At 71.6% G+C, this 26,778-nt stretch carries 24 protein-coding genes; 5 read left to right on the top strand and 19 right to left on the bottom strand.

Annotated elements, in window-relative coordinates:
* Nucleotides 1–131 precede the first annotated feature (131 nt).
* The 4 genes from der to AC067Z_RS09255 form a co-directional block, all read right to left on the bottom strand.
* Nucleotides 132–1,580 (bottom strand): ribosome biogenesis GTPase Der, encoded by a 1,449-nt coding sequence (gene der, locus AC067Z_RS09270; protein ID WP_478788858.1) that lies wholly within the window; start codon nucleotides 1,578–1,580, stop codon nucleotides 132–134.
* A gap of 61 nt (nucleotides 1,581–1,641) precedes the next feature.
* Nucleotides 1,642–2,325 carry a lysophospholipid acyltransferase family protein gene (locus AC067Z_RS09265; protein ID WP_478788857.1) on the bottom strand — a complete coding sequence of 228 codons (684 nt, stop codon included), beginning with the start codon at nucleotides 2,323–2,325 and terminating at the stop codon, nucleotides 1,642–1,644.
* On the bottom strand, nucleotides 2,283–2,966 hold the full coding sequence (gene cmk, locus AC067Z_RS09260) for a (d)CMP kinase (RefSeq protein WP_478788856.1): 684 nt from the start codon (nucleotides 2,964–2,966) through the stop codon (nucleotides 2,283–2,285). Before cmk ends, AC067Z_RS09265 begins: the two co-directional genes overlap by 43 nt.
* Nucleotides 2,967–3,151: 185 nt before the next feature.
* Nucleotides 3,152–4,237, bottom strand: coding sequence for a prephenate dehydrogenase (locus AC067Z_RS09255; protein ID WP_478788855.1), 1,086 nt, complete (start codon nucleotides 4,235–4,237; stop codon nucleotides 3,152–3,154).
* Nucleotides 4,238–4,343: 106 nt separating this feature from the next.
* Here AC067Z_RS09255 and AC067Z_RS09250 point away from each other — a divergent pair, with 106 nt between their 5' ends.
* The 3 genes from AC067Z_RS09250 (at nucleotide 4,344) to AC067Z_RS09240 (ending at nucleotide 5,984) form a co-directional block, all read left to right on the top strand.
* A complete protein-coding gene (locus AC067Z_RS09250; RefSeq protein ID WP_478788854.1) occupies nucleotides 4,344–4,676 on the top strand; it encodes a DUF952 domain-containing protein in 333 nt (110 codons plus the stop codon).
* Nucleotides 4,677–4,817: 141 nt separating this feature from the next.
* Nucleotides 4,818–5,273, top strand: coding sequence for a Rieske (2Fe-2S) protein (locus AC067Z_RS09245; protein WP_478788853.1), 456 nt, complete (start codon nucleotides 4,818–4,820; stop codon nucleotides 5,271–5,273).
* Between the two features lie 30 nt (nucleotides 5,274–5,303).
* The gene (locus AC067Z_RS09240) at nucleotides 5,304–5,984 is read left to right on the top strand and encodes a nucleotidyltransferase domain-containing protein (protein ID WP_478788852.1); all 681 of its coding nucleotides are present in this window, start codon (nucleotides 5,304–5,306) and stop codon (nucleotides 5,982–5,984) included.
* A gap of 7 nt (nucleotides 5,985–5,991) precedes the next feature.
* On the opposite strand, the gene AC067Z_RS09235 is transcribed toward AC067Z_RS09240, so the two are convergent.
* From AC067Z_RS09235 to AC067Z_RS09170, 14 genes are all read right to left on the bottom strand, one after another.
* Nucleotides 5,992–6,786 carry a nucleotidyltransferase domain-containing protein gene (locus AC067Z_RS09235; protein WP_478788851.1) on the bottom strand — a complete coding sequence of 265 codons (795 nt, stop codon included), beginning with the start codon at nucleotides 6,784–6,786 and terminating at the stop codon, nucleotides 5,992–5,994.
* 3 nt (nucleotides 6,787–6,789) lie between these two features.
* Nucleotides 6,790–7,800, bottom strand: coding sequence for an ADP-ribosylglycohydrolase family protein (locus AC067Z_RS09230; protein ID WP_478788850.1), 1,011 nt, complete (start codon nucleotides 7,798–7,800; stop codon nucleotides 6,790–6,792).
* Nucleotides 7,797–8,516, bottom strand: coding sequence for an NUDIX hydrolase (locus AC067Z_RS09225; protein ID WP_478788849.1), 720 nt, complete (start codon nucleotides 8,514–8,516; stop codon nucleotides 7,797–7,799). The genes AC067Z_RS09230 and AC067Z_RS09225 overlap by 4 nt, the downstream gene beginning before the upstream one ends.
* The gene (locus tag AC067Z_RS09220; RefSeq protein ID WP_478788848.1) at nucleotides 8,516–9,598 is read right to left on the bottom strand and encodes an AAA family ATPase; all 1,083 of its coding nucleotides are present in this window, start codon (nucleotides 9,596–9,598) and stop codon (nucleotides 8,516–8,518) included. Before AC067Z_RS09220 ends, AC067Z_RS09225 begins: the two co-directional genes overlap by 1 nt.
* On the bottom strand, nucleotides 9,595–10,248 hold the full coding sequence (pnuC, locus tag AC067Z_RS09215; protein WP_478788847.1) for a nicotinamide riboside transporter PnuC: 654 nt from the start codon (nucleotides 10,246–10,248) through the stop codon (nucleotides 9,595–9,597). The genes AC067Z_RS09220 and pnuC overlap by 4 nt, the downstream gene beginning before the upstream one ends.
* 114 nt (nucleotides 10,249–10,362) lie before the next feature.
* Nucleotides 10,363–11,502 (bottom strand): pseudouridine synthase, encoded by a 1,140-nt coding sequence (locus tag AC067Z_RS09210; RefSeq protein ID WP_478788846.1) that lies wholly within the window; start codon nucleotides 11,500–11,502, stop codon nucleotides 10,363–10,365.
* Nucleotides 11,502–12,083: an SMC-Scp complex subunit ScpB gene (scpB, locus tag AC067Z_RS09205; RefSeq protein WP_478789131.1), complete on the bottom strand. Its 582-nt coding sequence runs from the start codon at nucleotides 12,081–12,083 to the stop codon at nucleotides 11,502–11,504. The genes AC067Z_RS09210 and scpB overlap by 1 nt, the downstream gene beginning before the upstream one ends.
* A gap of 56 nt (nucleotides 12,084–12,139) precedes the next feature.
* On the bottom strand, nucleotides 12,140–13,594 hold the full coding sequence (locus tag AC067Z_RS09200; RefSeq protein ID WP_478788845.1) for a segregation and condensation protein A: 1,455 nt from the start codon (nucleotides 13,592–13,594) through the stop codon (nucleotides 12,140–12,142).
* 47 nt (nucleotides 13,595–13,641) lie between these two features.
* Nucleotides 13,642–14,211, bottom strand: coding sequence for a hypothetical protein (locus AC067Z_RS09195; RefSeq protein ID WP_478788844.1), 570 nt, complete (start codon nucleotides 14,209–14,211; stop codon nucleotides 13,642–13,644).
* Nucleotides 14,196–15,374 carry a ParA family protein gene (locus AC067Z_RS09190; RefSeq protein WP_478788843.1) on the bottom strand — a complete coding sequence of 393 codons (1,179 nt, stop codon included), beginning with the start codon at nucleotides 15,372–15,374 and terminating at the stop codon, nucleotides 14,196–14,198. Before AC067Z_RS09190 ends, AC067Z_RS09195 begins: the two co-directional genes overlap by 16 nt.
* Before the next feature lie 339 nt (nucleotides 15,375–15,713).
* Nucleotides 15,714–16,829 (bottom strand): alanine dehydrogenase, encoded by a 1,116-nt coding sequence (gene ald, locus AC067Z_RS09185; RefSeq protein ID WP_478789130.1) that lies wholly within the window; start codon nucleotides 16,827–16,829, stop codon nucleotides 15,714–15,716.
* A 143-nt stretch (nucleotides 16,830–16,972) separates the two neighbouring features.
* Nucleotides 16,973–19,012, bottom strand: coding sequence for a tetratricopeptide repeat protein (locus tag AC067Z_RS09180; protein WP_478788842.1), 2,040 nt, complete (start codon nucleotides 19,010–19,012; stop codon nucleotides 16,973–16,975).
* Between the two features lie 202 nt (nucleotides 19,013–19,214).
* Nucleotides 19,215–19,841: an NUDIX domain-containing protein gene (locus AC067Z_RS09175; RefSeq protein WP_478788841.1), complete on the bottom strand. Its 627-nt coding sequence runs from the start codon at nucleotides 19,839–19,841 to the stop codon at nucleotides 19,215–19,217.
* 86 nt (nucleotides 19,842–19,927) lie between these two features.
* Nucleotides 19,928–21,583, bottom strand: a complete 1,656-nt coding sequence (locus tag AC067Z_RS09170; protein WP_478788840.1) for a CTP synthase — start codon at nucleotides 21,581–21,583, stop codon at nucleotides 19,928–19,930.
* A gap of 480 nt (nucleotides 21,584–22,063) precedes the next feature.
* Here AC067Z_RS09170 and AC067Z_RS09165 point away from each other — a divergent pair, with 480 nt between their 5' ends.
* On the top strand, nucleotides 22,064–23,866 hold the full coding sequence (locus tag AC067Z_RS09165) for a glycoside hydrolase family 15 protein (RefSeq protein ID WP_478789129.1): 1,803 nt from the start codon (nucleotides 22,064–22,066) through the stop codon (nucleotides 23,864–23,866).
* Between the two features lie 45 nt (nucleotides 23,867–23,911).
* Nucleotides 23,912–25,570 (top strand): PucR family transcriptional regulator, encoded by a 1,659-nt coding sequence (locus AC067Z_RS09160; RefSeq protein ID WP_478788839.1) that lies wholly within the window; start codon nucleotides 23,912–23,914, stop codon nucleotides 25,568–25,570.
* Between the two features lie 42 nt (nucleotides 25,571–25,612).
* Here the strand turns inward: AC067Z_RS09160 and AC067Z_RS09155 are convergent, their stop codons facing one another.
* Complete coding sequence (locus AC067Z_RS09155; protein ID WP_478788838.1) at nucleotides 25,613–26,695, bottom strand: glycosyltransferase family 4 protein; 1,083 nt, start codon at nucleotides 26,693–26,695, stop codon at nucleotides 25,613–25,615.
* Between the last annotated feature and the right edge of the window lie 83 nt (nucleotides 26,696–26,778).

Raw genomic sequence — 26,778 nt, 5'->3', positions numbered from 1 at the left:
CACAACCCCCCGCTCCTCCCTCTCCCCCCCTTTCCCGGTCCCTGGCCTGGGGAGAAACGACACGTGGGGGAAAAAAAAACCCCCCCCCCCCCCCCCCCCCCCCCCCCCCCCCCCCCGCGCCCGTTCACGTCTCACTTCTTGCGGCCGCGCTTCTCCCGCACACGGACCGAGATGTGGATCGGTGTGCCCTCGAAGCCGAACTCCTCGCGCAGCCGGCGCTCGACGAAGCGCCGGTAACCGTGCTCCAGGAAGCCGGACGAGAAGAGCACGAACCGGGGCGGCTTCGTGCCCGCCTGCGTGCCGAAGAGAATGCGGGGCTGCTTACCGCCGCGGATCGGGTGCGGGTGGGAGGCGACGATCTCGCCGAGGAAGGCGTTCAGCCGGCCGGTCGGGATGCGCGACTCCCAGCCCGCCAGCGCCGTCTCGATCGCCGGGACCAGCTTCTCCATGTGGCGGCCGGTGAGCGCCGAGACGTTCACCCGCGGCGCCCAGGCGACCTGCTGCATCTCGGTCTCGATCTCACGCTCGAGGTAGTAGCGGCGCTCCTCGTCGAGGTCGTCCCACTTGTTGTAGGCGACGACGATCGCGCGGCCCGCCTCGACGGCCATCGTGATGATGCGCTGGTCCTGGACGCTGATGTTCTCGGTGGCGTCGATCAGGATGACCGCGACCTCGGCCTTCTCGACGGCGGCGGCCGTGCGCAGCGAGGCGTAGTAGTCGGCGCCCTGCTGGAGGTGGACACGCTTGCGGATACCGGCGGTGTCGACGAACTTCCAGGTGACCCCGCCGAGCTCGATCAGCTCGTCGACCGGGTCGCGAGTAGTCCCGGCCAGTTCGTTGACGACGACCCGCTCCTCGCGCGCCACCTTGTTGAGCAGCGAGGACTTGCCGACGTTCGGACGTCCGATGAGGGCGATGCGACGGGGACCGCCCACGACGCTGCCGAAGGTCTGTGCCGGGGCATCCGGCAGGGCCTCCAGGACGGCGTCGAGCATGTCGCCCGTGCCGCGGCCGTGCAGCGAGGAGACCGGGTGCGGCTCGCCGAGTCCGAGGGACCACAGGGCCGTCGCGTCCGCCTCCCCGCTCGGGCCGTCGACCTTGTTGGCGCAGAGCACGACGGGCTTGCCCGCCCGGCGCAGCAGCTTGACGACGGCCTCGTCAGTGTCGGTCGCGCCGACGGTGGAGTCGACGACGAAGACGACGGCGTCGGCGGCCTCGATGGCGTACTCCGCCTGGGCGGCGACGGACGCGTCGATGCCGAGGACGTCCTGCTCCCAGCCGCCGGTGTCGACGACCTTGAAGCGGCGGCCGGCCCACTCGGCCTCGTAGGTCACGCGGTCGCGGGTGACGCCGGGCTTGTCCTCGACGACCGCCTCACGGCGGCCGATGATGCGGTTCACCAGGGTCGACTTGCCGACATTGGGGCGGCCGACGACGGCGAGGACGGGCAGCGGGCCGTGCCCGGCCTCCTCGATCGCGCCCTCGACGTCCTCGACGTCGAAACCCTCTACCGCGGCGAGCTCCATGAACTCCGCGTACTCGGCGTCGCCGAGCGCTCCGTGGTCGTGCTGGTCGTTCATGAAGTCCGTTCCTCGTTCGTCACTGGACCGCATACCACGCGGTCCATTACTCAAGTCTGGCCTAGCGCCCGGTCAGGCGCTGTGCGTTTTCCAGGTGGGCGGTCAGCCGCTCCTGGATGCGTACGGTGGCGGCGTCGAGAGCGGCCCGCGTGCGGCGGCCGCTGCCGTCCCCCGCCTGGAAGCCCTCGCCGAAGACAACGTCGACCTTGCTGCGCAGCGGAGGCAGCCCTCGTATCAACCGTCCGCGGCGTTCAGTGCTTCCCAGCACCGCGACCGGGACGATCGGGGCGCCGCTGCGTACCGCGAAGTACGCGAGTCCGGAACGCAGCGAGGCGAAGTTTCCCTCTCCTCTGGTGCCCTCCGGGAAGATGCCGAGGACGCCGCCCTGCTCCAGCACGCCGAGCGCGTCGGTGATGGCGGCGCGGTCCACGGTCGTGCGGTCCACCTTGAGCTGCCCGATCCCGGTCAGGAACGGGTCGAGGGGACCGACGAACGCCTCTTTCTTGATCAGGAAGTGCACGGGCCGGGGCGCGGTGCCCATGAGCATCGGCCCGTCGATGTTGTGCGAGTGGTTCACCGCGAGGATGGCGGGGCCCGCCGCCGGAACCCGCCATGCGCCCAGGACGCGTGGTTTCCACAGTCCGTACATCAGCCCGATGCCGATGCCCCGCCCGACAGCCGCACCCTTCGGTGAGGGAACGGTCACTTCGCGGCCCGCCGCTCCTCGACGAGGGTCACGACACACTCGATGACCTGCTGGAGGGTGAGGTCGGTGGTGTCGACCTCGACCGCGTCGTCCGCCTTGGCGAGCGGGGACGTCTTACGGCTGGAGTCGGCCGCGTCCCGCTTGATGAGCGCCTCACGGGTGGTCGCGACGTCGGATCCCTTGATCTCACCGCTGCGGCGGGCCGCGCGGGCCTCGGGCGAGGCGGTCAGGAAGATCTTCAGATCGGCGTCGGGCAGGACGGTGGTGCCGATGTCGCGTCCCTCGACGACGATGCCCTTCTCGGCGGACGCGGCGATGTGACGCTGCAGCTCGGTGATCCGGGTCCGCACCTCGGCCACCGCGCTCACGGCACTGACCTTGGAGGTGACCTCCTGCGTACGGATGGGGCCTGCGGCGTCGAGACCGTCGACGGTGATGGCGGGAGCGGCCGGGTCGGTGCCGGACTCGATGACCGGCTTGCCGGCGGCGCTCGCGATGGCGGTGGGGTCGGCGACGTCGATGCCGTTGCTGATCATCCACCAGGTGATCGCGCGGTACTGGGCGCCGGTGTCGAGGTAGCTGAGGCCCAGCGCGGAGGCGACGGCCTTGGAGGTGCTCGACTTGCCCGTGCCGGAGGGGCCATCGATGGCGACGATCACGGATTCCACGGTGTCGGACACCTTTCGGGTTCGCGGGAGAGGGGCGGCGGGTTGCCGATGCACCCAGCACAAGGTTACCGAGTGCGAGCGCACCTCTTTACACCCGGAGCGCTCCCGGGGCCCGGGCAGGGTTTACACCCGGAGCGCTCCCAGGGCCCGGGCAGGGCCGGGGCCGCCCTCGGGGCGGCCCCGAAGGGCCACCGCGGCTACTGCCGGAGCGCCCAGCCGCGCTCGCGCAGCGAGGCCCCGAGCACGGGCGCCGCGGCCGGTTCGACCATCAGCTGGACGAGTCCGGCCTGCTGGCCGGTCGCGTGCTCGATACGGACGTCCTCGATGTTCACGCCGACCCGGCCGGCGTCCGCGAAGATGCGGGCGAGCTCTCCGGGCTGGTCGCTGATCAGGACCGCGACGATCTCGTACGCCGTGGGCGCCGCGCCGTGCTTGCCCGGGACGCGGGCACGGCCCGCGTTGCCCCGGCGCAGCACGTCCTCGATGCCGCGGACACCGCCCTCGCGCTTGGACTCGTCCGCCGCCTGCAGCGCCCTCAGCGCCTGGACCGTCTCGTCCAGGTCCGCCGCGACGCCCGACAGGACGTCGGCCACCGGGCCCGGGTTCGCGGAGAGGATGTCCACCCACATCCGGGGGTCGGACGCCGCGATGCGCGTCACATCGCGGATGCCCTGCCCGCACAGCCGCACCGCCGTGTCGTCCGCCTCCTCCAGGCGCGCGGCGACCATGGAGGAGATGAGCTGGGGGGTGTGCGAGACGAGGGCGACGGCCCGGTCGTGCGCGTCGGCGTCCATCACCACCGGAACGGCCCGGCACAGCGCCACCAGCTCGAGCGCGAGATTGAGCACCTCGGTGTCGGTGTCCCTGGTGGGCGTCAGTACCCAGGGGCGGCCCTCGAAGAGGTCGGCGGTGGCGGCGAGCGGCCCGGAGCGCTCCTTGCCGGACATCGGATGCGTCCCGATGTACGAGGACAGGTCCACGCCCAGCGCCTCCAGCTCGCGGCGCGGGCCGCCCTTGACGCTGGCGACGTCGAGGTAGCCGCGGGCGACACCGGCGTTGATCGCGTCGGCCAGTGCGCCGGCGACGTGCGCGGGCGGCACCGCGACGACCGCGAGGTCCACGCGCCCCTCGGGCGCCTCGTCGGTGCCCGCGCCGAGCGCGGCGGCGGTATGGGCCTGTGCCGCGTCGTTGTCGACAAGATGGACGGCGACGCCGCGTCCCTTGAGGGCGAGCGCGGCGGACGTGCCGATCAGTCCGGTTCCGATGACGAGCGCGGTTCTCACGGGGTGATGTCCTTGCGACGTGTGCGGGTGCTGCGGTCAGCGTAGTCAGCGCACGGGCTCCCGACCGGGACGACCGCCCTGCGAGACGGTGCGCTACAACTGGCGCATGCTCTTTCATGTGCTGCCCGTGGACGAATGGACCGCCGAGGTCGCCGGGCCCTACGCGCCCGCCTCGCTCGCCACGGAGGGGTTCGTGCACTGTTCCGCCGACGAGGCGGCGGCACTCGCCGTGGCGGACGGCCCGTACCGGGGCGTGCCTCAGGTGCTGGTGCTCGTGATCGACGAGTCGCAGCTCGGTGCCGAGGTCCGTTGGGAGGGCACGCGGGACATGCTGTTTCCGCATGTGTACGGGCCGATCGAGCGCGCAGCGGTGACCACGGTGCTCGCCGTGCGGCGTGACGAGGACGGCCACGCGCGGGAGCTGACGCCCTGGGTGTGACGGCCCGCCGTGCGGCGCGGGCCGCTGGGCCGGCGGACGGACATCCCTGCGCGGTTGCTTCGTCCCGGGCCCTCCGGGGTCCACGATGCTCGTGCCCCGTCCGCTCGGGGCGGTGATGGTCGCGTACCGAGGGAGAGTGGCATGGACACGGGTCGAAGGTCGGTCCTCGCGGCAGGCGCGGTGGGCGCCGTCGCGCTGGTGATGGGCTGCTCCGACGGGGACGGTGGGGACGCCCCGGACACGCAGGCCCCGGCGACGACCGGTGCGAGCTCCGAGACACCGTCGGACAGCGCGTCCGCGTCCGCCACCGGCGAGGAACTCACCAGGACGGCCGACATCCCGGTCGGCGGCGGAAAGATCTTCAAAGAACAGGAGGTCGTCGTGACCCAGCCGACGGCCGGGCAGTTCAAGGCGTTCTCCGCGATCTGCACACATCAGCGGTGCACGGTCGGCTCGGTCAGTGACGGGCTCATCCACTGCCCCTGCCACGGCAGCAAGTTCCGTATCGCCGACGCGTCGGTGGCCGCGGGTCCGGCGACGAAGCCGCTGCCTCCGAAGCAGATCGCCGTCTCGGGGGACACCATCCTGATGACCTGAGGGTTCGCGGGCTGTCGTAGCCTCTCGCGCATGACTCCCGCAGCCCTTGTACGCGATCACACGATCTACTCCTGCGTCATGGGGTCGCGGGCCTTCGGGCTGGCCACGGACACGAGCGACACCGACCGCCGCGGTGTGTTCGTCGCGCCCACCGCGCTGTACTGGCGCTTCACCAAGCCGCCCACGCATGTCGACGGTCCCGCCGAGGAGCAGTTCTCGTGGGAGCTGGAGCGATTTCTCGAACTGGCCCTGCGCGCCAATCCGAACGTGCTGGAGTGCCTGCACTCCCCGATCGTCGAGCACGTCGACGACGCGGGCCGCGAACTGCTCGACCTGCGCGGTGCGTTCCTCTCCCGTGAGGCGCACGGGACGTTCGTGCGGTACGCGAACGGCCAGCGCAGGAAGCTGGAGGCGGACGTGCGGCAGCACGGCGCGCCGCGCTGGAAGCATGCGATGCACCTGCTGCGGCTTCTCGGCAGCTGCCGGGATCTGCTGCGCACGGGCGAGCTGGTGATCGACGTCGGCGAGGACCGCGACCGGCTGCTGGAGGTCAAACGGGGCGAGGTCCCGTGGGAGCGGGTCGAGTCGTGGATGACGCGCCTGGCGGACGAGGCCGACGCTGCCGCGCCGTCGTCCCCGCTCCCGGCCGAGCCGGACCGGGCGCGTGTGGAGGACTTCCTGATGCGCGTGCGGAGGGCGTCGGCGGGGTGAGGCGAGGTCAGCCCGGCGCGGGCTGCGCATACGGCAGGGCCGCGGCGTCGTTCCGCAGCCGTGTGCGGGTCACCAGCCTGTCCAGCCGGTCGAACGCCGACGGCTGGTCCGGCAGGTCCGATGACGCCTGCGCGTCCTCCAGCACCGCGTGGAGCGCCTCGACGTCCGCCCGCAGCCGTTCCTCGTCCAGGCCCTCGGCCGGGCCGTGCTCGGCGGCGGCCTTCGCCGCGATCAGGTCCGGCAGGTAGCCGGGTGCCGTGACCTGTCGGAGCAGCGTGGGCAGATGGGCCTCCACCTCGCCGCTGCGCATCAGATGGATGCCGGTCAGCAGGGCGCGGAAGGTGTAGAGCAGGGGCTTGAGCTCCCGGGTCTTCTCGTACAGCCGCCACTGGGTGCCGGCGAACCCCCGGTAGTGGTGGGCATGATGATGCGTCAGCACACCGGGCGCGAGCGCCACGAGCTCGGCATGCTCCGGTGTCGTCCCGACGACGAGCGGTGACAGCAGCTGCTCCAGCACATAGCCGTTGCGCCGCAGCATCAGCCGGACGAACTTGCGCAGATCGTGCGTGACCAGGTCCATCTCGACACCGTCCCGGTCCCACATGTGCGAACGCGTCTCCTCCGGCTCCCGCAGCCCGACCAGGTCGTCGACAGGCAGCAGATGCACGCCGCGCAGGTCCACGTCCGAGTCCCGGGAGGGGAATCCGTACAGGTGCGCCCCGGACACCGTGGCGAAGAGCAGACCGCCCGGGTGTCGCGGAAGCGCCTGCGCGAGGTCGGTGAGGTCGAGCTGATCGGTCATGGCTCAAGCGTCCCAGAGTGCCCCCAGGGCCAGCAGATCATTTCGGTACTCGATCCGCTCCTCCCACTCCTCCGGCCACGCCCCCGCCCCCAGGTGCGCCCCCGCGAACGCGCCCGCGAGGCAGGCGATCGAGTCGGAGTCGCCCCTCGTGCAGGCGGCCCGGCGCAGTGCCGTGAGCGGTTCCTGGGGGAACATCAGGAAGCACAGCAGCGCCGTCGCCAGCGCCTCTTCCGCGATCCAGCCGTCGCCCGTGGCCAGACAGGGGTCGACCTCCGGCTCGGGCGAGCGCAGGGCGGCCGCGAGGCGTTCGAGGATCTCCAGGCATTCGTCCCAGCCGCGGGCGATGAACGCCTCGGGCGACGCGTCGTGGGAGTGGGTCCACAGGTCGCCGAGCCAGTGCTCGTGATACCGGACGCGGTTCTCGTAGGCGTACGAGCGCAGCTGCCCGACCAGGCCCGTCGGCTCCGCGCCCTGCGCGAGCAGGTGCACCGCACGCGCCGTGAGGTCGCTCGCCGCGAGCGCCGTGGGGTGCCCGTGGGTGAGCGCGGACTGCAACTGTGCGGCGCCCGCCCGCTGTTCGTCGTTCAGGCCGGGGACGAGCCCGACGGGGGCGACGCGCATGTTGGCGCCGCAGCCCTTGGAGCCGATCTGCGAGGCCTGCTGCCAGGGCCGGTCGCTGTCGAGCTTCTGGCAGGCGACCAGGCAGGTCCGGCCGGGCGCACGGTTGTTCTCCGGCGAGTGGTACCAGTCGACGAACTCCTCGCGCACCGGACGGACGAGCCGGGAGGCGACGAGCAGGCCGCGGGACATGGCCGTGCACATACCGCGCCCCAGGGCGAGCGTCATCTGTGTGTCGTCGGTGACGATCGCGGGCCGCGGCAGCTCCATCTCCCGCCACGGTCCGCACTTGGCGAGGATGGACGGCACGTCGTTGAACTCGGTGGGGAAGCCCAGCGCGTCCCCGAGCGCGAGCCCGATCAGCGAGCCGGTCGCAGCCTGCTTGGCGCGGTTCATGATGGTCGTCCTTCCGGTCGCAGGAGTGGTGGGTGCAGGGCGGACGCGGGGCCCGCCCGGTGGAGCGCGGCAGGCTTGCCGCGGCCGCCGGTGCGGCGTGGGCCGCCTTCGACTGCCTCGACGAAGCCGGGGGTGGCGAGGACCTTGCGCCGGAAGTTGGGGCGGTCGAGTTCGACGCCCCAGACCGTCTCGTACACCTGCTGCAGCTCGCCGAGCGTGAACGTGGGCGGGCAGAAGGCGGTCGCGAGGCAGGTGTACTCGAGCTTCGCGCCGATGCGGTCGTGGGCGTCCGCGAGGATGCGGTCGTGGTCGAACGCGAGGGGCATGCCGGTGGCGAGCGGTGCCCACCGCGCCTGGGACGCGTCACCGCCGCCGCGCGGCTCGGGCAGGTCCGGTACGAGCGCGGTGAACGCCACGGACACGACGCGCATCCGCGGGTCGCGGTCCGGTTCGCTGTACGTGCGCAGCTGTTCGAGGTGGAGCCCGGCTACGGCGTCCAGGGACAGGCCGGTCTCCTCGGCCAGTTCGCGGCGGGCGGCGGTCTCGGCCGACTCGTCGGGCAGCAGGAATCCGCCGGGCAGGGCCCAGGCCCCGCGGTAGGGCTCCTGGCCGCGTTCGACGAGCAGGACGTGGAGCCGGGTCTCGCGGACGGTGAAGACCGCGAGATCGACGGTCACGGCGAAGGGCGGGAAGGCGCCGGGGTCGTAGCCCTGCATCAGCGGAGCTCCCCGAGACGTTCCGGCAGTGGGTCGGCCAGGTCCCAGCCCCGGTCCAGCAAGGCGTCGACGGCGGCGACGGCGGTGGCGAGGCGCTCCTCGTGCGGGCCGGTGAGTTCGACGAACGGCCGCCCGGTGCGGATGAGTTCGTCGCGGAAGCGGTCGGTCATCCACGGGCGCAGGTGCTCGCCGTCGCGCAGTCCGTCGTCCTCGAACGCGACGCCCTCGTGGTCGGTGAGGAGCCACAGGTGCTGTCTGCGGGGCTCGGGTGCGGCGGGGTAGGGCCCGCCCATGTAGCGCTCGTGCCAGATCGTGGTGGCGAAGGCGTCGGTGTCGCAGAAGACCACGGGCGATCCTTCGCGGGCGGCCTGCTCCTCGTTCTCGGCCTGACGCCGGGCGATCAGCGGGAACTCCTGCGAGATGAACTCGGCCTCGGACCAGTCGGCCCCGGGACGCTCGGCGCGCAGCACGGCGAGCTTGTGCTCGCTGAACTGCCGTCCGTACTCGGGCACGTACCGGGTCCCGGCCCATACTCCGCCGCGCGCACGGTAGTGCCGGGTGAGCGCCTCGGCCATCGTCGTGGTGCCGGTGGACTCGGCACCGAGTACGACGACGCGACGGGCGAGCGCGGCGCGCACGGGCGGTGCCAGGAACTCCCAGCAGCCGACCGGGTCCTTGCGCACCGCCGTCCCGGAGACCGGGTGGCGGGTGCGGTCGGGGTCGACGCTCACGGACGCGGCGCCGAAGCGCCGGCCGAGCTCGTCGCCGTACGCCTCCGAGGTGAAGACAGCGTCCACCGTCTCGGGCACGGCGGCGCGGAAGACGGCCATGTGCGCGTCCCATACGGCGGGGTCGGTGACATCCACCGGGATGTCGTCGACGGTTCCGACGACCCGCACGTCGGGGTGGGTCTCACGCATCCACGCGACGCGGTCCGCGAGCGGGATCGACTCCACGGAGGCGGCGCAGACGAGCACGGTGAGCCGTTCGCAGCGGTCGGCGGCGGTGCGGACGAGGTGGTGGTGGCCGGCGTGCGGCGGATAGAACTTGCCGAGCACCAGGCCGTGTCCGTGGCGGCTCACGCGGCCACCTCCGCGGCGGGCTCCCGCCGGACGGTCAGGTCGCGCGACCAGCTGCGCAGGCCGACGACGCAGAGCGTCATGAATCCGATGTACAGCAGGGAGGTCAGATACAGCTGCTTGTACGCGTAGAGCGGGATGTAGACCACGTCGGCCGCGATCCACAGCCACCACGACTCGAGGCGCTTGCGGCACTGCCCGTAGGTCGCCATCAGGGACAGGGCGGTGGTCAGCGCGTCCCAGAAGGGGACCGTCGAGTCGGTGGCCCGGTCGAGGAGCAGGGTGAGACCGAGGGTCCCCACCACCCCCGCCGCGAGCAGCCATGTCCACTCGGTGCGGCTCGTACGCCGTACGGGCAGGGTGCCGGAACCTGGTCCACCCCCGTGGGTCCAGGCCCACCAGCCGTACACGGCGAGGGTGATGAAGACGACCTGCAGGCCGGCGTCGGCGTACAGGCCCGCCTGCGTGAACAGGAGGATGAAGAAGACGTTGTTGGCGATGCCGATCGGCCAGTTGGCGATGTGCTGTCGGGCGACGAGCCAGACGCAGAGGGCACCGCTGCCGAAGCCGAGGAACTCGGTCCAGCTCACCGGGGTGTCGAGCACGGTGAACAACGGCTGCTGCAAGGGCTGAAGGATGTCCGCGAGACTCACACCCGCCTCCTTAATAGTCAGGTTGACTATAAAGCGCACGGAGTCGTCGGCACAAGAGAGAAAAAGAGCCCGCGACCGGACCGGTCGCGGGCTCTTTCGGGGCAAATAGGCGGTTTACAGGCCGACTTCCTTCATCAGCATGCCCACCTCGGTGTTGGTCAGCCGGCGCAGCCAGCCGGACTTCTGGTCACCGAGAGAGATCGGCCCGAACGCGGTCCGCACCAGCCTGTCGACGGGGAACCCGGCCTCGGAGAGCATCCGGCGGACGATGTGCTTGCGGCCCTCGTGGAGCGTCACCTCGACGAGGTAGTTCTTGCCGGTGTTCTCGACGACGCGGAAGTGGTCGGCGCGGGCGAAACCGTCCTCCAGCGGGATGCCGTCCTTGAGCCGCTTGCCGAGCTCACGCGGCAGCGGGCCCTGGATGGCGGCCAGGTAGGTCTTCTTCACGCCGTACTTCGGGTGCGTGAGGCGGTGCGCCAGCTCACCGTGATTGGTGAGCAGGATGATGCCCTCCGTCTCCGTGTCGAGCCGGCCGACGTGGAAGAGCCGGGTCTCACGGTTGGTGACGTAGTCGCCGAGGCACTGGCGGCCGTCCGGGTCCTCCATGGTGGAGACGACACCGGCGGGCTTGTTCAGCGCGAAGAACAGGTGCGACTGGGTCGCGACGGTCAGACCGTCGACCTTGATCTCGTCCTTCTCCGGATCGACACGGACACCCTGCTCGATGACGATCTTGCCGTTGACCTCGACTCGGCCGGCGTCGATCAGTTCCTCGCAGGCGCGGCGCGAGCCCATGCCGGCGCGCGCGAGCACCTTCTGCAGCCGCTCGCCCTCCTGGTCCCCGAACGTCTTGGGGGTCTTGATCTCCGGCTTGTTCTCGTACCGCTCGCGGTTGCGCTGCTCGGTACGGGCGTCGTACTCGCGCGAGCGCGCCGGGGCGGTGCGCCCGCTGCCGCGCTGGGGGGACTGCTTCGGGCCGCCCTTGGCACCGCCGCGGGCCGCGCCGCCGCGTCCCTGCCGCGGCGCCTCGGTGGAACCGCCCACGTCGTAGCGACGCTCCTCGGGGCGGGGCTTTCCGGCGCGCTTCTGCCGGTCGTCCCGGCTTCCCCCAGCCTCCGGCCGGCCCTTGCCCCCGCCGGCACCCCGGTAGTTGCCGCGCCCGCCGCCGCCGCTGCTGCTGCCGCGGCTGCCGCTGTTGCCACCACGGCTCCCGCCGTTGTTTCCGCTGCTGTTCCTGCCGCTGCTGCTTCGCATCAAATTTCCGTCTGATTGTGTGAATGGCTGTCTGCGTCGTCTGTGTCCGGAGCATCCGGATCGAACGACGGAACGCCTTCCTGCGTCTCGGCCTCGATCGCCTCCGCCTCGGGGAGGAAGGGCGCGAGCTCCGGAAGCTCGTCCAGGCCTCGCAGGCCCATCCGCTCCAGGAAGTAGTTCGTCGTCCTGTACAGGATCGCACCTGTTTCGGGTTCCGTGCCCGCCTCCTCGACGAGACCGCGCTGAAGGAGGGTGCGCATGACCCCGTCGCAGTTCACTCCGCGCACCGCGGAGACCCGTGAACGGCTCACCGGCTGCCGGTACGCGACGACCGCGAGGGTCTCCAGCGCGGCCTGGGTGAGACGGGCGTGCTGCCCGTCGAGCACGAAGCGCTCGACGGCCCGTGCGTGTTCGGCACGGCTGTAGAACCGCCAGCCACCTGCGACGAGCCTGAGCTCGAAACCGCGCCCCTGCACGGTGTACTCGTCCGCGAGCTCGCGCAGCGCGTCCGCGACGGCCCTGCGGGGCTGCTCCAGCACCTTGGCGAGGTGCTCCTCGGTCGCGGGCTCGTCGACGACCATGAGGACGGCCTCGAGCGCGGGCTTGAGCGGGGGGTTGACCGCGGGGGTGAGCTCGCTCACTCCTTCTCCTCCGTGCTGTCGGGGACTCGATCGAATTCGTCCGTGACCGTCACCGAGCCGCTGCCGGCCCAAATGACGACGAGCTCCTCGAGGGCGCCCTCCTGCTCCAGGGCGACGGCCTTCTCCCTGTAGAGCTCGAGCAGCGCGAGGAACCGGGCAACGACCGTGAGCGTGTCGTCGACGCCCTCGGTCAGCTCCCCGAAAGTGGCCCTGCCACGCTCCCGGAGCATGCCGACGACGACCTCGGCCTGCTCCCGGACGCTGACGAGCGGCGCGTGGATGTGGTCGACGTACACCTGCGGCTTGGGCTTGGGCTGCATGGCCTTGACGGCGAGCCTGGCGAAGCCCTCGGCTCCGATGCTGATGACGACGTCGGGCAGCAGCTCGGCATGGTGCGGCTCCAGCCCGACGGTCCGGGGATATCGCATGGCCTCGTCGACCAGCCTGCGGTCGAAGATCTCGGCGATCTGCTTGTACGCGCGGTACTGGAGCAGCCGCGCGAAGAGCAGGTCGCGCGCCTCCAGCAGCGCGAGGTCGGCCTCGTCCTCGACCTCGGCCGAGGGCAGCAGCCGGGCGGCCTTGAGATCGAGGAGCGTGGCGGCGACGACGAGGAACTCGGTGGTCTGATCGAGGTCCCAGTCGGATCCCATGGCGCGGATGTGCGCCATGAACTCGTCGGTGACCTTGGAGAGAGCGACCTCGGTGACGTCGAGCTTGTGCTTGGAGATGAGCTGGAGGAGGAGGTCGAAGGGCCCTTCGAAGTTCGCGAGCCGCACGGTGAACCGTCCGTCCGCGGCCTCGCCGGCCGCGGTCGGGGTCGGGGTCGAGGTCGGGGTCGGGGTCGACCCACCATCGCCGGAAGCAGGAGGGGCGTCGGCGGCGTCCGGTGCGAGGTCCGCGCGCAGCGTGCCGCTGCCGGGGCCGGTGATGTCGGTCCCCGCCCCGCCGCCGACGGCCGGAGCCGCCTCCAGGGCGTCGGAACCTGTGAGCTCCGCGACCGGCGCGGGGCCGGCGGGGTCCGGGGCATCGGCGCCCGGTGCAGGCCCGGCGGGGCCCGGGGATCCGCCGGCGGTCGCGGGAAGGGCGGATCCCCCCACGCCGCCAGGCGAACGGGAAGGGGTGGCGGACTCGCCCACCGGCAAACCCGGGTCCACGCGCCGTGCCCGACCGCCCTCGGCGGGATCGGCGGGATCGGCGGGATCGGCGGTCGCACGCTCCACACTCGGCACCGTGCCGGCGGGATTCGGGGCCGTGCCGGGCGTTTCGGAAAGGGGCGGGGTCGGAGCATCGGCACCCGGCCCGCCACCCGCCGCCGTGCCGGCGGGGTCCGGGGCCTCGGCCCCGGATTCGGGAAGGGGCGGGGCCGGGGAAGCCGCGCCCGGGCCCCGGCCCAGCGCGCGTCGGCGCTGCGGCTGCGACGCGTCGTCGGGCGCGGTCGGGGTCGGGGGCATCGGTGTCCAGGGAAGAGCGCAGGTGGGCAGGCCCGCAGGCTACCGCGTCAGCGCCCGCGCAGGCGTCGCACGAGGATGCTCGCGTCGCCCCGCTGCTCCAGATCCGCCAGCACCACCGCCACCGCCTCGCGGACGATCCGCCCGCGGTCGACGGCGAGGCCGTGCTCGCCGCGCAGCACCAGCCGCGCGTGCTCCAGGTCCATCAGCTCCTCGGCCGACACATAGACCGTGATCTTCTCGTCGTGGCGTTCGCGCCCACTGGGCCTGCGGTTCGCGCCACGCCCCCGCCGCCGGGGCTGGGGCTGCGTCGCGGCCGCCGCGGCAGCAGCCGCCTCGGACGGCGCCCGGCGCGGCTTGGGCGCGCCGGCCGTCGGCTGCTCCGCGCTCTCCGTGCCCCGGCTGCGTCCCTCCCCCGAAGCCTCCGACTCGGCGGGCGAGTGTTCCTGCGAGGAGGTCGACGCCGGAGCTCCCTCCGCCACCGGGTCGCTCTCCCCCGCCGGTGCGGGCACCCGCGGCTCACCGTTCGCCTGCTTGCGCGGGGACGACGATTGCAGCGCCGTGCCCCCGGTAGTACGGAACAACTCGTCGGCCCCGGGCAGACTCACTCGGCGTGACACCGGGCGAGCACCTCCCTGGCGAGCTGGCGGTAGGCGGCGGCACCGACGGAGTTGGACGCGTACGTGGTGATGGGCTCACCGGCGACCGTCGTCTCCGGGAAGCGGACGGTCCGGCCGATCACCGTGTGGTAGACGTGATCGTCGAACGCCTCGACGACGCGCGCCAGCACCTCGCGGCTGTGGACGGTCCGCGAGTCGTACATCGTGGCGAGGATGCCGTCGAGCTCCAGGTCGGGGTTGAGCCGCTCCTGGACCTTCTCGATGGTCTCGGTCAGCAGCGCGACACCGCGCAGCGCGAAGAACTCGCACTCGAGCGGCACGATCACCTTGTGAGCCGCCGTCAGGGCGTTGACGGTGAGCAGTCCGAGCGAGGGCTGACAGTCGATCACGATGTAGTCGTAGTCGGACATCAGCGGCTTCAGAGCACGCTGCAGCGTCGACTCGCGCGCGACCTCGCTGACCAACTGCACTTCCGCGGCAGACAGGTCGATGTTGCTCGGCAGCAGGTCCATGTTGGGCACGGCGGTCTTGAGGAGTACCTCGTCCGCCGACATGCCCCGCTCCATGAGCAGGTTGTAGACGGTGAGGTCGAGCTCCATCGGGTTGACGCCGAGGCCGACGGACAGGGCGCCCTGCGGGTCGAAGTCGACGAGGAGCACCCGCCGTCCGTACTCGGCGAGCGCCGCGCCCAGGTTGATGGTGGACGTCGTCTTGCCGACGCCGCCCTTCTGGTTGCACATCGCGATGATCTTCGCGGGACCGTGGTCGGTCAGCGGGCCCGGAATCGGGAAGTACGGCAGGGGGCGCCCGGTGGGACCGATCCGCTCGCGGCGCTGACGGGCAGCATCGGGCGCGAGGGTGGCCGCGTACTCCGGATCGGGCTCGTACTCGGCGTCGGGGTCGTAGAAGTGCCCTTCGGGGACTTCCTCGTAGGCGGCGAAGTGGGTGGACTCTCGGCCACTCTCGTTGCCGGCCATGGCGTTCACGTGTTGGCCGTCCATCATCTTCATCGTGTGGGGTGTCGTCATGTGCGTCGTGTGCTGGTGCGTCGCGGAGGGGCGTACAGCGACGGAGCCGACAGCCTCGAAACCGGACGACGGGCCATGGCCCGTCGCAACCGATCCTGGTTGACCACCCCCGGGAGTAAATGTCGACTCATTCACAAGTCGTCTTACCTCCTTGGATGTGACCAGGAAACTTATCGATAGGTCAGCGTGGCACCATGCCGACGGTTGGCGACTCTATGGCGTGTCACCGGTCCGCAGCAACACAATCCGCCGGACCCGCCCCGATGTGTCGGCAATCGAACACCCCCCTGTCAAGGGCGCACGACCCGTTTCACGTGCTCCCGGCCGCTGGTTTCGGGGGTGGGCGAAACGGTTAAAGGGTTACGTTCGAGGCGAGTTGAGCGTCTGCCGCGAACGGGGCGGATACGCGTCCGGCCGGACCTTGCTCGGCAAGGTCCGGCCGGACGCGCGATGTTGACGACGCTCGTTGACGGCTCAGCCGAGAAGCGTGCTCAGTTCGATGCTCTCGAGGCCGTGTGCCTCTGCGACCTCGCGGTAAACGACCTGGCCGTCATGGGTGTTGAGACCCTTGGCCAGCGCGGCGTCGCGGCGCAGCGCCTCGGCCCAGCCGTTGTTGGCCAGCGACACGATGTAGGGCAGCGTGGCGTTGGTCAGCGCGTAGGTGGAGGTGTTGGGCACCGCGCCGGGCATGTTGGCGACGCAGTAGAAGACCGAGTCGTGGATCCGGAAGGTCGGCTCGGCGTGGGTGGTCGGACGCGAGTCCTCGAAGCAGCCACCCTGATCGATTGCAATGTCGACAAGTACACTTCCGGGCTTCATCTTGGCGACGAGCTCGTTGGTGACCAGCTTCGGGGCCTTCGCGCCGGGGATCAGCACGGCACCGATGACGAGGTCGGCCTCGACGACGGCGCGCTCCAGCTCGTAGGCGTTGGAGACGATCGTCTGCACCTTGGTGCCGAAGATCCTGTCGGCCTCGCGCAGCTTGTTGATGTCCTTGTCGAGCAGCGTGACGTGGAAGCCCATGCCGACGGCGATCTGCGTGGCGTTCCAGCCGGAGACACCGCCACCGATGACGACGGCCTTGCCGGCATGGGTGCCGGGGACGCCGCCGGGGAGCACGCCACGGCCGCCGGCCGAGCGCATCAGGTGGTACGCGCCGACCTGCGGGGCCAGCCGGCCCGCGACCTCGGACATCGGGGCGAGCAGCGGCAGGGCGCGGTTCGCGGTCTCCACCGTCTCGTACGCGATGGCCGTGGTGCCGGACTCCAGCAGGGCGTCGGTGCACTCGCGGGAGGCGGCGAGGTGCAGGTAGGTGAAGAGGGTCTGGTCCTTGCGGAGACGGTGGTACTCCTCGGCGATGGGCTCCTTGACCTTCAGCAGCAGGTCTGCGGTGGCCCAGACGTCGTCGGCGGTGGGCAGGATCTGCGCACCGGCGGCGACGAACTCTTCATCCGTGATCGAGGAGCCGACGCCGGCGTTCTGCTCGATGACGACCTGGTGGCCATGGCGCACGAGCTCGTGCACACCGGCGGGGGTGATGGCCACCCGGAACTCGTTGTTCTTGACCTCGCGGGGGATGCCGACCTTCACGTCGATCACGGTCCTTGGCTCAGGGGATATAACGGGCAATGCCATAGATACCCAGTCGCACGGAGCGCACCGGGACACACCACGAGAACACGTGGCCCAGCCAGTCTAATGAAGGACTTCGCGCTGTCTAGCCTTACAAAGCATCAATCTTCTTCGGAACCGCCACGGATTTCGTAGGTGGAACGCTCTTCTCCCAGCAGTCTTTCCGCAGCAAGACGGTGCAGTCGGGCGGCAGCCGGGTCACCGAGCCGCTCGAGTGTGTCGGCCAGCCGCAGCTGCAGAGCGCCCTGAAGCCGCACGTCACCGGCTCGGCGCGCCCACTCCACGGCCTCACGGCAGGTGTGCAGCGATTCGTGCGGCCGCCCCGCGTACTCCTGCACCCGGGCCACCTCGCTCAGCGCCCTCGCCCGGGCCGGGACGTCGTCGAGCCTGCGGTATCCGGCAACCGCGGCCCGCCAGCTGCGCAGCGCCTCGCCGTACCGGCCCGCGTACGTGTGCGCCGTACCCAGCCGTCCGTGCAGCCGAGCCTCGTCGGCCCGTTCGCCGCGCGTCTGGCGCTGCGACAGCGCGCGGCCGTACCAGTCGGCCGCCCGCTGCCAGTCCCCGAGCTCCTGGTACGCGCCACCGACGGATTCCATGGCGCGGCCGGTCGCATACGCGTCGTTCGCCTCCCGTCCCGCGTCCAAGGCGGCCCGGTAGCGGGCGAGGGCATCCTGGGTACGGCCGGTCCTGGCGTCGAGATCCCCGAGGTTCAGCAGGGCCGCGGCCCGCTCCGGGTGGAGCCCGCGGCGCTCGGCGACGTCGAGAACCAGCCGGTGCAACCCGTACAGGTCGGGAGCCGCCGCCTCGGTCCCCCGATGCGCGGCCAGCGCCCTGACCAGGGCCGCGACCAGCCTGCGCGCCAGGGTGTCCAGTTCGCCGTCGGCGACGGCGACCCGCGCGGCGGCCAGCAGCGCGGGCCGGTTCGACCGCAGCCACTCGTCGGCGTCGCGCGCGGACGTGAACCGCAGTGCTTTCGGCAGGCCGGCAATCTCCCTGCGGGCCGGGGAGCCGTCGGGCTCGGTGACGGTCCGGCACGATTGGAGGCGTCGCACGGTCCGCTCCAGCATCCGGGCTTTGGCGAGCTGCACCTCGGCGGGCCGGTCGCTCGCCTCCAGCAGCGCGCGCAGCAGCGGCGCGAGGCAGCCGGGCACCTCGAAGCCTGCGCCGGACCGCTGCAGCAGCCCGAGGCCGGCGAATTCGTCGAGAGTCGTCCTGGCCGCGGCCACGGAGCAGCCTGCCAGCGCGGACGCGGTGTGCGCGTCGGCGAACCCGGCGGGCGCGAGGGCCAGCAGTCGCAGCGTCCGCGCGGCAGGCCCCGACAGCGACTCGTACACCAGCCGGAACGCCCGGGCCAGGGGCCGCACCCCGCGGGGTTGCTCGCCGTCCTCGGGCAGTGCCCTCAGTCGCTTGGTGGCGTCGGCGACCGAGGCCCCGGGCCGTGCCGCGAGCCAGCCGCCGACCAGCGCCAGCGCGGCAGGCTGGCCGCCGCACTCCTCCGCGACCGTCTCCGCCGCCTGCGGATCCACGGTGATCCGTACCTCGCCGGTGAAGGCGGTGAGCAGTTCGATGGCGGACTTGGCGTCCATGCCGCCGAGCGTGCAGGGGCGTACGCCCGGGATGCCGGTGAGCGGTCCTTCGGCGACGGCGACGACCAGGCAGTCGGGGTTCTCGGGGAGCAGCAGGTCGACGTCCTCGGCGTCGCGGGCGTCGTCGACGAGCAGCACCACCCGGCGTGCGGCGAGGGCCTCGCGCACCATCTCGGTCAGCTCGTCGTCCCCGGCGCCGGGCGGGGAAGCGACGCCGAGGTCGTCCAGGAGTCCGCGCGCAGCCTCCTCCAGCGGTACTGCCCGGCCGCCCGGCTCGGTCAGCCGGACCCGCAGGATGCCGTCCGGGTACTCCTCCGCGACCCGCTGCGCCAACTCCTCGGCGAGGGCGGTGCGCCCGGAACCGGGACGGCCGGCGATCAGCAGCACCCGGGCGCGTACGGCCTTGCGCCCGGCGAGGGTGTCGAGCCCGGCCCGATCGATGTCGGCGTGCAGGGACTTGAGTTCACGCTGCCTGCCGAAGAACCGTTCACCGGATCCGGGGCGGACGGCCTCCGACCGCCCGGGGCCGCCCAAGTCCAGCGCCTGATCCGTCACGGGCCACGCTCCAGTCCGTCCGCGCACGAGCCGAGCCCGCCGGGGCTCCGCGCGGGCGGTCCGAGCGTAGTTCACGCTCTGCGACGAACAGTGCGGAGCGGCCGGGCGCGACACCGCGATCGCTCGATCGGATCAACAGATCGTCACACCAGTGCTGCTGAATGGCCGTCAGCCAACCGGAAGTACGTCCGGGCCGGGCAGGCTACGCCTCGAAGGGCCGTGCCGGCCACGGTGCTTCCGCCGGGCGCAGCGCGTCGAATCCGTCGCCGTTGAGCGCCGCCGTCGCCGAAAGGACGCCGACGACCAGGCACGTGTTGTGAAGATCGCCTGCCAGCACACCGCCGACCAGCTCCTCCAGCGGCACCCTGGCAAGCTCCATGTCCGCCTCCTCCTCAAAGACCTCGAAGCGCTCGCCCTCCGCCGCGGACAGGTCGCGCGCCAGGAAGACGCGCACGGCCTCGTCGCAGCCGCCGGGGGTGGTGTACACGTCGGTCAGCACCCGCCAGTCCTCGGCCTTGACGTGGGCCTCCTCGTACAGCTCCCGCTGGGCGGCGTGCAGAGGGTTCTCGCCGGGCACGTCGAGCAGACCGGCCGGGATCTCCCACAGCTTGTGGCGCACGGGGTGGCGGTACTGGCGCAGAACCAGGACGCGTCCCTCGTCGTCGAGGGCGAGCACGGCCACCGATCCCGGGTGGACCTGGTAGTCCCGCTTGACGACCGTGCCGTCGGGCATGACCACGCTGTCGGTGCGGACGCTCGTCTTGTTGCCCCTGAACGGCGTCTCGGTCGCGGTGACCTGCCACTCCTCGGGCGTGTCCTTGAGGGTCATCGAAAGCGTCCTTCCAGCACGCACGAACGGAAACCGGGGTACGGACCCACAAGGTCCGTACCCCGGTCAACCGTATCGCCTGACGGTTACTTGCCTGCCGCCTGCTGCCGCTCCACGGCCGCCTTCACCAGGCCGGCGAACAGCGGGTGCGGACGGGTCGGGCGGGAGCGCAGCTCCGGGTGCGCCTGCGTGGCGACGAGGTACGGGTGCACTTCGCGCGGGTACTCGACGTACTCGACGAGCTTGTTGTCGGGGGACGTGCCCGAGAAGAGGATGCCCGCCTTCTTCTCCAGCTCCGCGCGGTAGGCGTTGTTGACCTCGTAGCGGTGGCGGTGGCGCTCCTCGATGTACGGCTGGTCCGCGTAGACCTCGCGCACGATCGAGCCCTCGGCGAGCTTCGCCGGGTACAGGCCGAGCCGCATGGTGCCGCCGAGGTCGCCGGCGCCCTCCACGTAGGCCAGCTGCTCCTCCATGGTGGAGATCACCGGGTGGGAGGTGGCGGCGTCGAACTCGGTGGAGTTGGCGTCGGGGATCTCGGCGAGGTTGCGCGCCGCCTCGATCACGATGCACTGCAGACCCAGGCACAGGCCCAGCAGGGGCACCTTGTTCTCGCGGGCCCAGCGGATGGCGCCGACCTTGCCGTCCACGCCTCGCTCGCCGAAGCCGCCGGGGATGACGATGGCGTCGACGTCGCCGAGCTGCTTCTGAGCGCCCGCCGCGGTCTTGCAGTCGTCGGAGGTGACCCACTTGACCTTGACGCGGGCCTTGTTGGCGAAGCCGCCGGCGCGCATGGCCTCGGTCACCGACAGGTACGCGTCGGGCAGGTCGATGTACTTGCCGACCAGCGCGACGGTGACCTCGTGATCGGGGTTGTGGACACGGTCCAGCAGGTCGTCCCACGTGGTCCAGTCGACGTCGCGGAACGGCAGGTCCAGCTTGCGCACGACGTAGGCGTCGAGACCCTCGGTGTGCAGCACCTTGGGAATGTCGTAGATCGACTTGGCATCGATCGCGGCGACCACCGCCGCCTCGTCGACATCGCACATGAGCGAGATCTTGCGCTTGATCGCCGTCGGTACGTCCCGGTCGGCGCGCAGCACGATCGCGTCCGGCTGGATACCGATGTTGCGCAGCGCGGCGACCGAGTGCTGCGTCGGCTTGGTCTTCAGCTCGCCGGACGGGCCGATGTAGGGCAGCAGGGAGATGTGCACGACGAAGACGTTGTCCCGGCCGACCTCGTGGCGGACCTGGCGGACGGTCTCCAGGAACGGCAGCGACTCGATGTCGCCGACCGTGCCGCCGACCTCGGTGATGACGACGTCCACGTCGTCGGTGGCCATGCGGCGGATACGTGACTTGATCTCGTTGGTGATGTGCGGGATGACCTGCACGGTGTCGCCCAGGTACTCGCCGCGTCGCTCCTTGGCGATGACCTGCGAGTAGACCTGGCCGGTCGTGACGTTCGCCGAGCCGTCGAGATCCACGTCGAGGAAGCGCTCGTAGTGCCCGATGTCCAGGTCGGTCTCGGCGCCGTCGTTGGTGACGAACACCTCACCGTGCTGGAACGGGTTCATCGTGCCCGGGTCGACGTTCAGGTACGGGTCGAGCTTCTGCATGGTGACCCGCAGGCCCCGCGCCTTGAGCAGCGCGCCCAGGCTGGAGGCCGTGAGGCCCTTGCCGAGGGAGGAGGCGACACCCCCGGTGACGAAGATGTGCTTGGTCGTCATGGATTTGGGCGGCATCGCCAAGAGGGGGCTCCCGTGGTCGCGAGGTGAATTGCGTACCGGCGTCCGACCCGGATCGGGGGGGGTGCCGTCGCTGCGGTTCGGGGCCTTCTCGTACTCGGGACGGCCACCGGTCCACGGGGTACCAGGGTATCAGCGACGGCGCACCGCCGCTTCCGGCCACACCCGGCGACGCGCCCGGGGTCGTGCCGAACCGTTCACCGCCTCTCACCTGCCGCTCACCCGTTCGGCGCAGTCACGTTGCCCGGACACCTGCGCGGATCACCTGCGTGCGTCGTATCCTGCTCGGACACTCGCTGCCGAGCCAGGCCGTCCAGCCGGCACCACCCCAGACCGGAACCCGGAAAATCGGCGCCCCCACACCAGGCGAGTGGCGACGCCGCCACTTCCGTGTTTGGGTCGCCGCGGCTCGTCAACGACCCTTGACCGCAGTAAGCGCCCCACGGGGCGGACGTGGCCGTTCGACTGGAGATGCACGTGGCCGGGCGCATCGAGGATTACGCACTCATCGGAGACATGCAGACCGCTGCCCTGGTCTGCCGGGACGGCACGGTCGACTGGCTGTGCCTGCCCCGCTTCGACTCGCACGCCATCTTCGCCGGGCTCCTCGGCACCGAGGAACACGGATTCTGGCGGCTGGGACCGGCGTACAGCGTCAATGACGCCCCGCCGTCTGCCGACCGGCGCCGCTACCGCGGTGACTCTCTCATCCTCGAATCGGAGTACGACACGCCGCGCGGCACCGTCCGTGTGACGGACTTCATGCCGCCGCGTGACGGAGCCCCGCAGTTGATCCGCATCGTGGAGGGCGTCAGCGGCCGTGTCCCGATGCGCTCCGAGCTGCGGATGCGCTTCAGCTACGGGCGTGTGGTGCCGTGGGTGCACAAGGTGGAGAGCCGCACGGTGGCCGTCGCCGGGCCGGACTCGGTGTGGCTGGACACCGAGGCGGAGACCTACGGCAAGGACCTCACCACCTACTCGGACTTCACGGTCTCCCCCGGTGACCGGATCGCGTTCACGATCAGCTGGCAGCCCTCGCACAAGGACCAGCCGGCGATGCCGGAGCCGGAGAACGCGCTGGAGGCGACCGCCGACTTCTGGCGGGAATGGGTCGATCACTGCACGTACCACGGCCCCTATCGCGAGGCCGTCGTCCGCTCGCTGATCACGCTGAAGGCCCTGACCTACGCGCCGACCGGCGGCATCGTCGCCGCGCCCACCACCTCCCTGCCGGAGGAGATCGGCGGCGTGCGGAACTGGGACTACCGCTACACCTGGCTGCGCGACGCGGCGATCACCCTGTCGTCGCTGCTGCGCACCGGCTACCGCGACGAGGCCCGCGCCTGGCGCGAGTGGCTGCTGCGCGCGGTGGCGGGCGACCCGGAGAACCTGCAGATCATGTACGGCATCGCCGGTGAACGGGAGCTGGGCGAGGCCGAGTTGGACTGGCTGCCGGGCTACGAGAACTCCGGCCCGGTCCGCGTCGGCAACGGCGCCGCGCACCAGCTGCAGCTCGACGTCTACGGCGAGGTCACCGAGGCCCTGCACCTCGCGCACATGACCGGTCTGGCGCGCAACGACTACGCCTCGCTGCTCCAGCTCAAGCTCATCCGCTACCTGGAGCAGCACTGGGACCAGCCCGACGAGGGCATCTGGGAGGTCCGCGGCCCGCGTCGGCACTTCGTGCACTCCAAGGTGATGGCCTGGGTCGCCGTGGACCGCACGATCAAGCTCATCGAGTCCGGCGACGCGGACGGGCCGCTGGACCGCTGGCGCGACCTGCGCGACGACATCCACCGGGACGTGTGCGAGAAGGGTTACGACAAGGAGCGCAACACCTTCACGCAGTCCTACGGCTCGCAGGAGCTGGACGCCTCGTTGCTGCTGATCCCGCAGATGGGCTTCCTGCCGCCCGACGACAAGCGGGTCATCGGCACGATCGAGGCCATCCAGCGCGAGCTGTCCACGGAGGACGGCTTCATCCTGCGCTATCCGACGGAAGGCGCCGACGAGGGTGTGGACGGTCTGCCCGGCGACGAGGGCGCGTTCCTGGCCTGCTCGTTCTGGATGGCCGACGATCTGGCGATGATCGGCCGCGTGGACGAGGCGCGCAAGCTGTTCGAGAAGCTGCTGGGCCTGCGCAACGACCTCGGGCTGCTGGCGGAGGAGTGGGATCCGCGGCTGCAACGGCAGGTGGGGAACTTCCCGCAGGCGTTCAGCCACGTTCCGCTGATCGACACGGCCCTGCGCCTCACTGCATCGGGCGCCTACGGTGGCTGATCCCATGTTGTCCGTGGATATGCGGCCCCTGTAGCGTCCGCAGCCATGGAAACGCAGGGCGGTATCACCGTGCAGCGGGCGCTGGAACTGCCCGGGCTCCGCAGCGGGCTGCCCGAGGTGCTCGCGGCGGGCGACCGGCTGGACCGCACGGTGCGCTGGGTGCATGCCGGTGAGGTCCCGAACATCGCCTCCCTCCTCAAGGGCGGCGAGCTGCTGCTCACCACCGGTCTGGGCCTCGGCACCAGACCGGCCGAGCAGCGGGCGTTCGTGAACCGGCTCGCGGACCGCGGCATCGCCGCGCTCGTCGTCGAACTCGGGCCGCGTTTCACACGGTTGCCCGGCACGATCGTGGACGCGGCGCGCGCGGCGGGTCTGCCGCTGGTGCAGCTGCACCGCGAGGTGCCGTTCGTGACGGTGACGGAGGAGATCCACACCGAGATCGTCAACGGCCACTACGCACTGTTGCAGCAGGCCGAGGAGGTGCACCGGCGGTGCACCGAGGCCCTGCTCGGCGGCGGTGGCGTGCCCCAGGTACTCGGCATCCTCGCCTCGTTCACGGGAGACCCCGTCTTCCTGGAGACCCCGGACGGACAGCTCCTGTACGCGGCGGACACTCCCGGCGGCGAGTCGGCCGTGGCAGATCCGCTGCAGGTGTGGGAGGGGCTGCGCGGCGGCCGCGAGGCCCGCACCGACGGGCCGCCGGCCAACGCCGTGCTCGTGGACGTGCCGGGCGGCGGCCGCGGAGCGGGCGCCGTACGCGCCCGGATCGTGTTGCTGGCCGTGTCCTCCCCGCTGCTGCCCGTCCACCGGATCGCGGCCGAGCGGGCGGCGGGCTCCCTCGCCGTGGTGCTGATGCAGGCACGCCAGGACGAGGAGCTAGCGGCCCGGGGCCGCGGCGACTTCCTGACCGACCTCGCCGAGGGCCGCATCGCGGCGGAGGCAGCGCCGGCCCAGGCACGTGTCCTCGGCTTCAAGCCGGGTGCGGGCCCGCTGCTGCCCGTGGTGATGCGGCTCGCGGCCGAGCTCACGCCGACGGGCAACTGGGCGGTGCTGGCCCGCGCCGTGTCCGAGGAACTCTCCTCCCTCGGGGTCCCCGTGCTGCTCGGCGTACGGCCCGTGGAGGGCCGCGTGCCGCTCCTAGTCGGTCTGCGCACGGAAGCCGACCGGCCGGCCGTCGCGGACCGTGTCGCGGAAGCGCTGCGCACAGGCGTCGAACGGGCCGGCCTGGCGGGCGCCGCCTCGTCCGGGGGCCCGGGGCGGGCGGGAGCGCACCCGCCCGTCGTCGTGGTGGGTGTCGCGGGCGGCTGGGCCACCGCGGGCGCCGGGCTGCGGCACGCGGCCGAGACCGCGACGGCGGCGCAGGGACTGAGCGACCGGCCGTGGTACGACGCCCGCCGCCTCGACATCGATCTGCTGCTGTGGCGGCTGCGCGAGCACCCGGACCTCGCGGCGTTCGTCGACCGCGCGATCGGGCCCCTGCGTGCCCATGACGCGGTGTCGCGGCCACCACTGCTGCCGACGCTGGAGACCTACCTGGCCCATGCGGGGCGCAAGGCGGAGACGGCGAGGGAACTGCATCTGAACCGCCAGACGCTGTACAACCGGCTGGCGCGGATCGGGGAGCTGCTGGGCACGGACCTGGACGACCCGGAGACCGTGCAGTCGCTGAGCCTCGCGCTGCGGGCACGTCGGCATGTGCCCTGATCCGATCGCGGCCGCTCCGCGTACGGGGTCCTGAGAAGCCGGTCAGTGCCGCCGGCCCGCCACCAGCTCGTCGTACACACTCAGCACCTGCGCGATGGTGTCGTCCTCCGACGGCCACGACCGCGCCTGCGCGCGGCCCGCGCGCGACAGCTCCTCGCGGAGCGCCGGGTCCGCGAGCAGCCCGGCGATCGCTGCCGCGAGCGCCCCGGCGTCGCCGTAAGGGACCAGTACGGCCGCCTCCCCCACCAGGTCGGGCATCCCGCCGACGGCCGTCGCCACCAGCGGAACGCCCAGTCGCAACGCTTCCTGCGCCAGTACGGAACGGGCCTCCCAGCGGCTCGGCAGGACGGCGGCGTCGGCCGCGGCGAGCAGTTCGACGGCGTCCGCTCGCCGGCCGAGCAGCCGCACCGGCAGGTCCTCCGCCTCGATACGGCGCTGCAGCTCGTACCTGAGCGGCCCCTCCCCCGCGATCACCAGCAGAGGCAGCGGGTCGCGGCCGCTCCACCGGCCCACCGCGTCGAGCAGCGTCCGGTAGCCGCGCCCCGGCACCAGGCTGCCCACGGCGACGAGCAACGGGCGTCCGACGGCGCCGAGTTCGGCACGCGTCTTGTCCGGCATGGCCACGGGCGCGGGGGCGTCCGGTGTCGCCACCGGTGCGAGCCGGGCGTCGCGTGCGCCCCGCGCACGGGCCCTGTCGACGAGTTCGGAGCAGGTACCGAGGACAACGGCCGCCGCCCGTACGGCCCGTCGTTCGAACAGGCGCAGCGCCTGCCCCCGCGCGCCCTCGGCGAGCGCCCGGGTGTGCCAGGTGACGACGAGCGGGATGCGCTGCCCGCCGAGCGCGAGCGAGGCGCGCACCGCGGCGTGCAGTCCATGTGCGTGCACCACGTTCGCCCCGGCGCACGCCGCGCGCAACGCACCGACGGAGAGCGGATCGCTCCGGCGCGGCACGGGCACGAAACGCGCCCCCGCACCCAAGTAGTCGTATTCATGGTCGAGTTCGGCGGGGGCGCACACCGTCACCCGCACGCCCCGTGCCACCAGCCCCGCGGCCAGCGACCTGACGTGCGCGCTGCTGCCCGCACTGCCGCCGCCCAGCACCTGGACCGTACGCAGCTGTGTCACCCGCCAAGGATGCCAGTCCGTACGGACGTTCCGGCACCGTCCGGGTGTCGCGCCTGTGTACGGAAGCGGGTCCGCTGTCGCCG

It is taken from the genome of Streptomyces sp. NPDC043812, assembly GCF_056436245.1.
The sequence above is the reverse complement of the archived record's forward strand: the minus strand, read 5'-3'. Positions and strand labels throughout refer to the sequence as shown.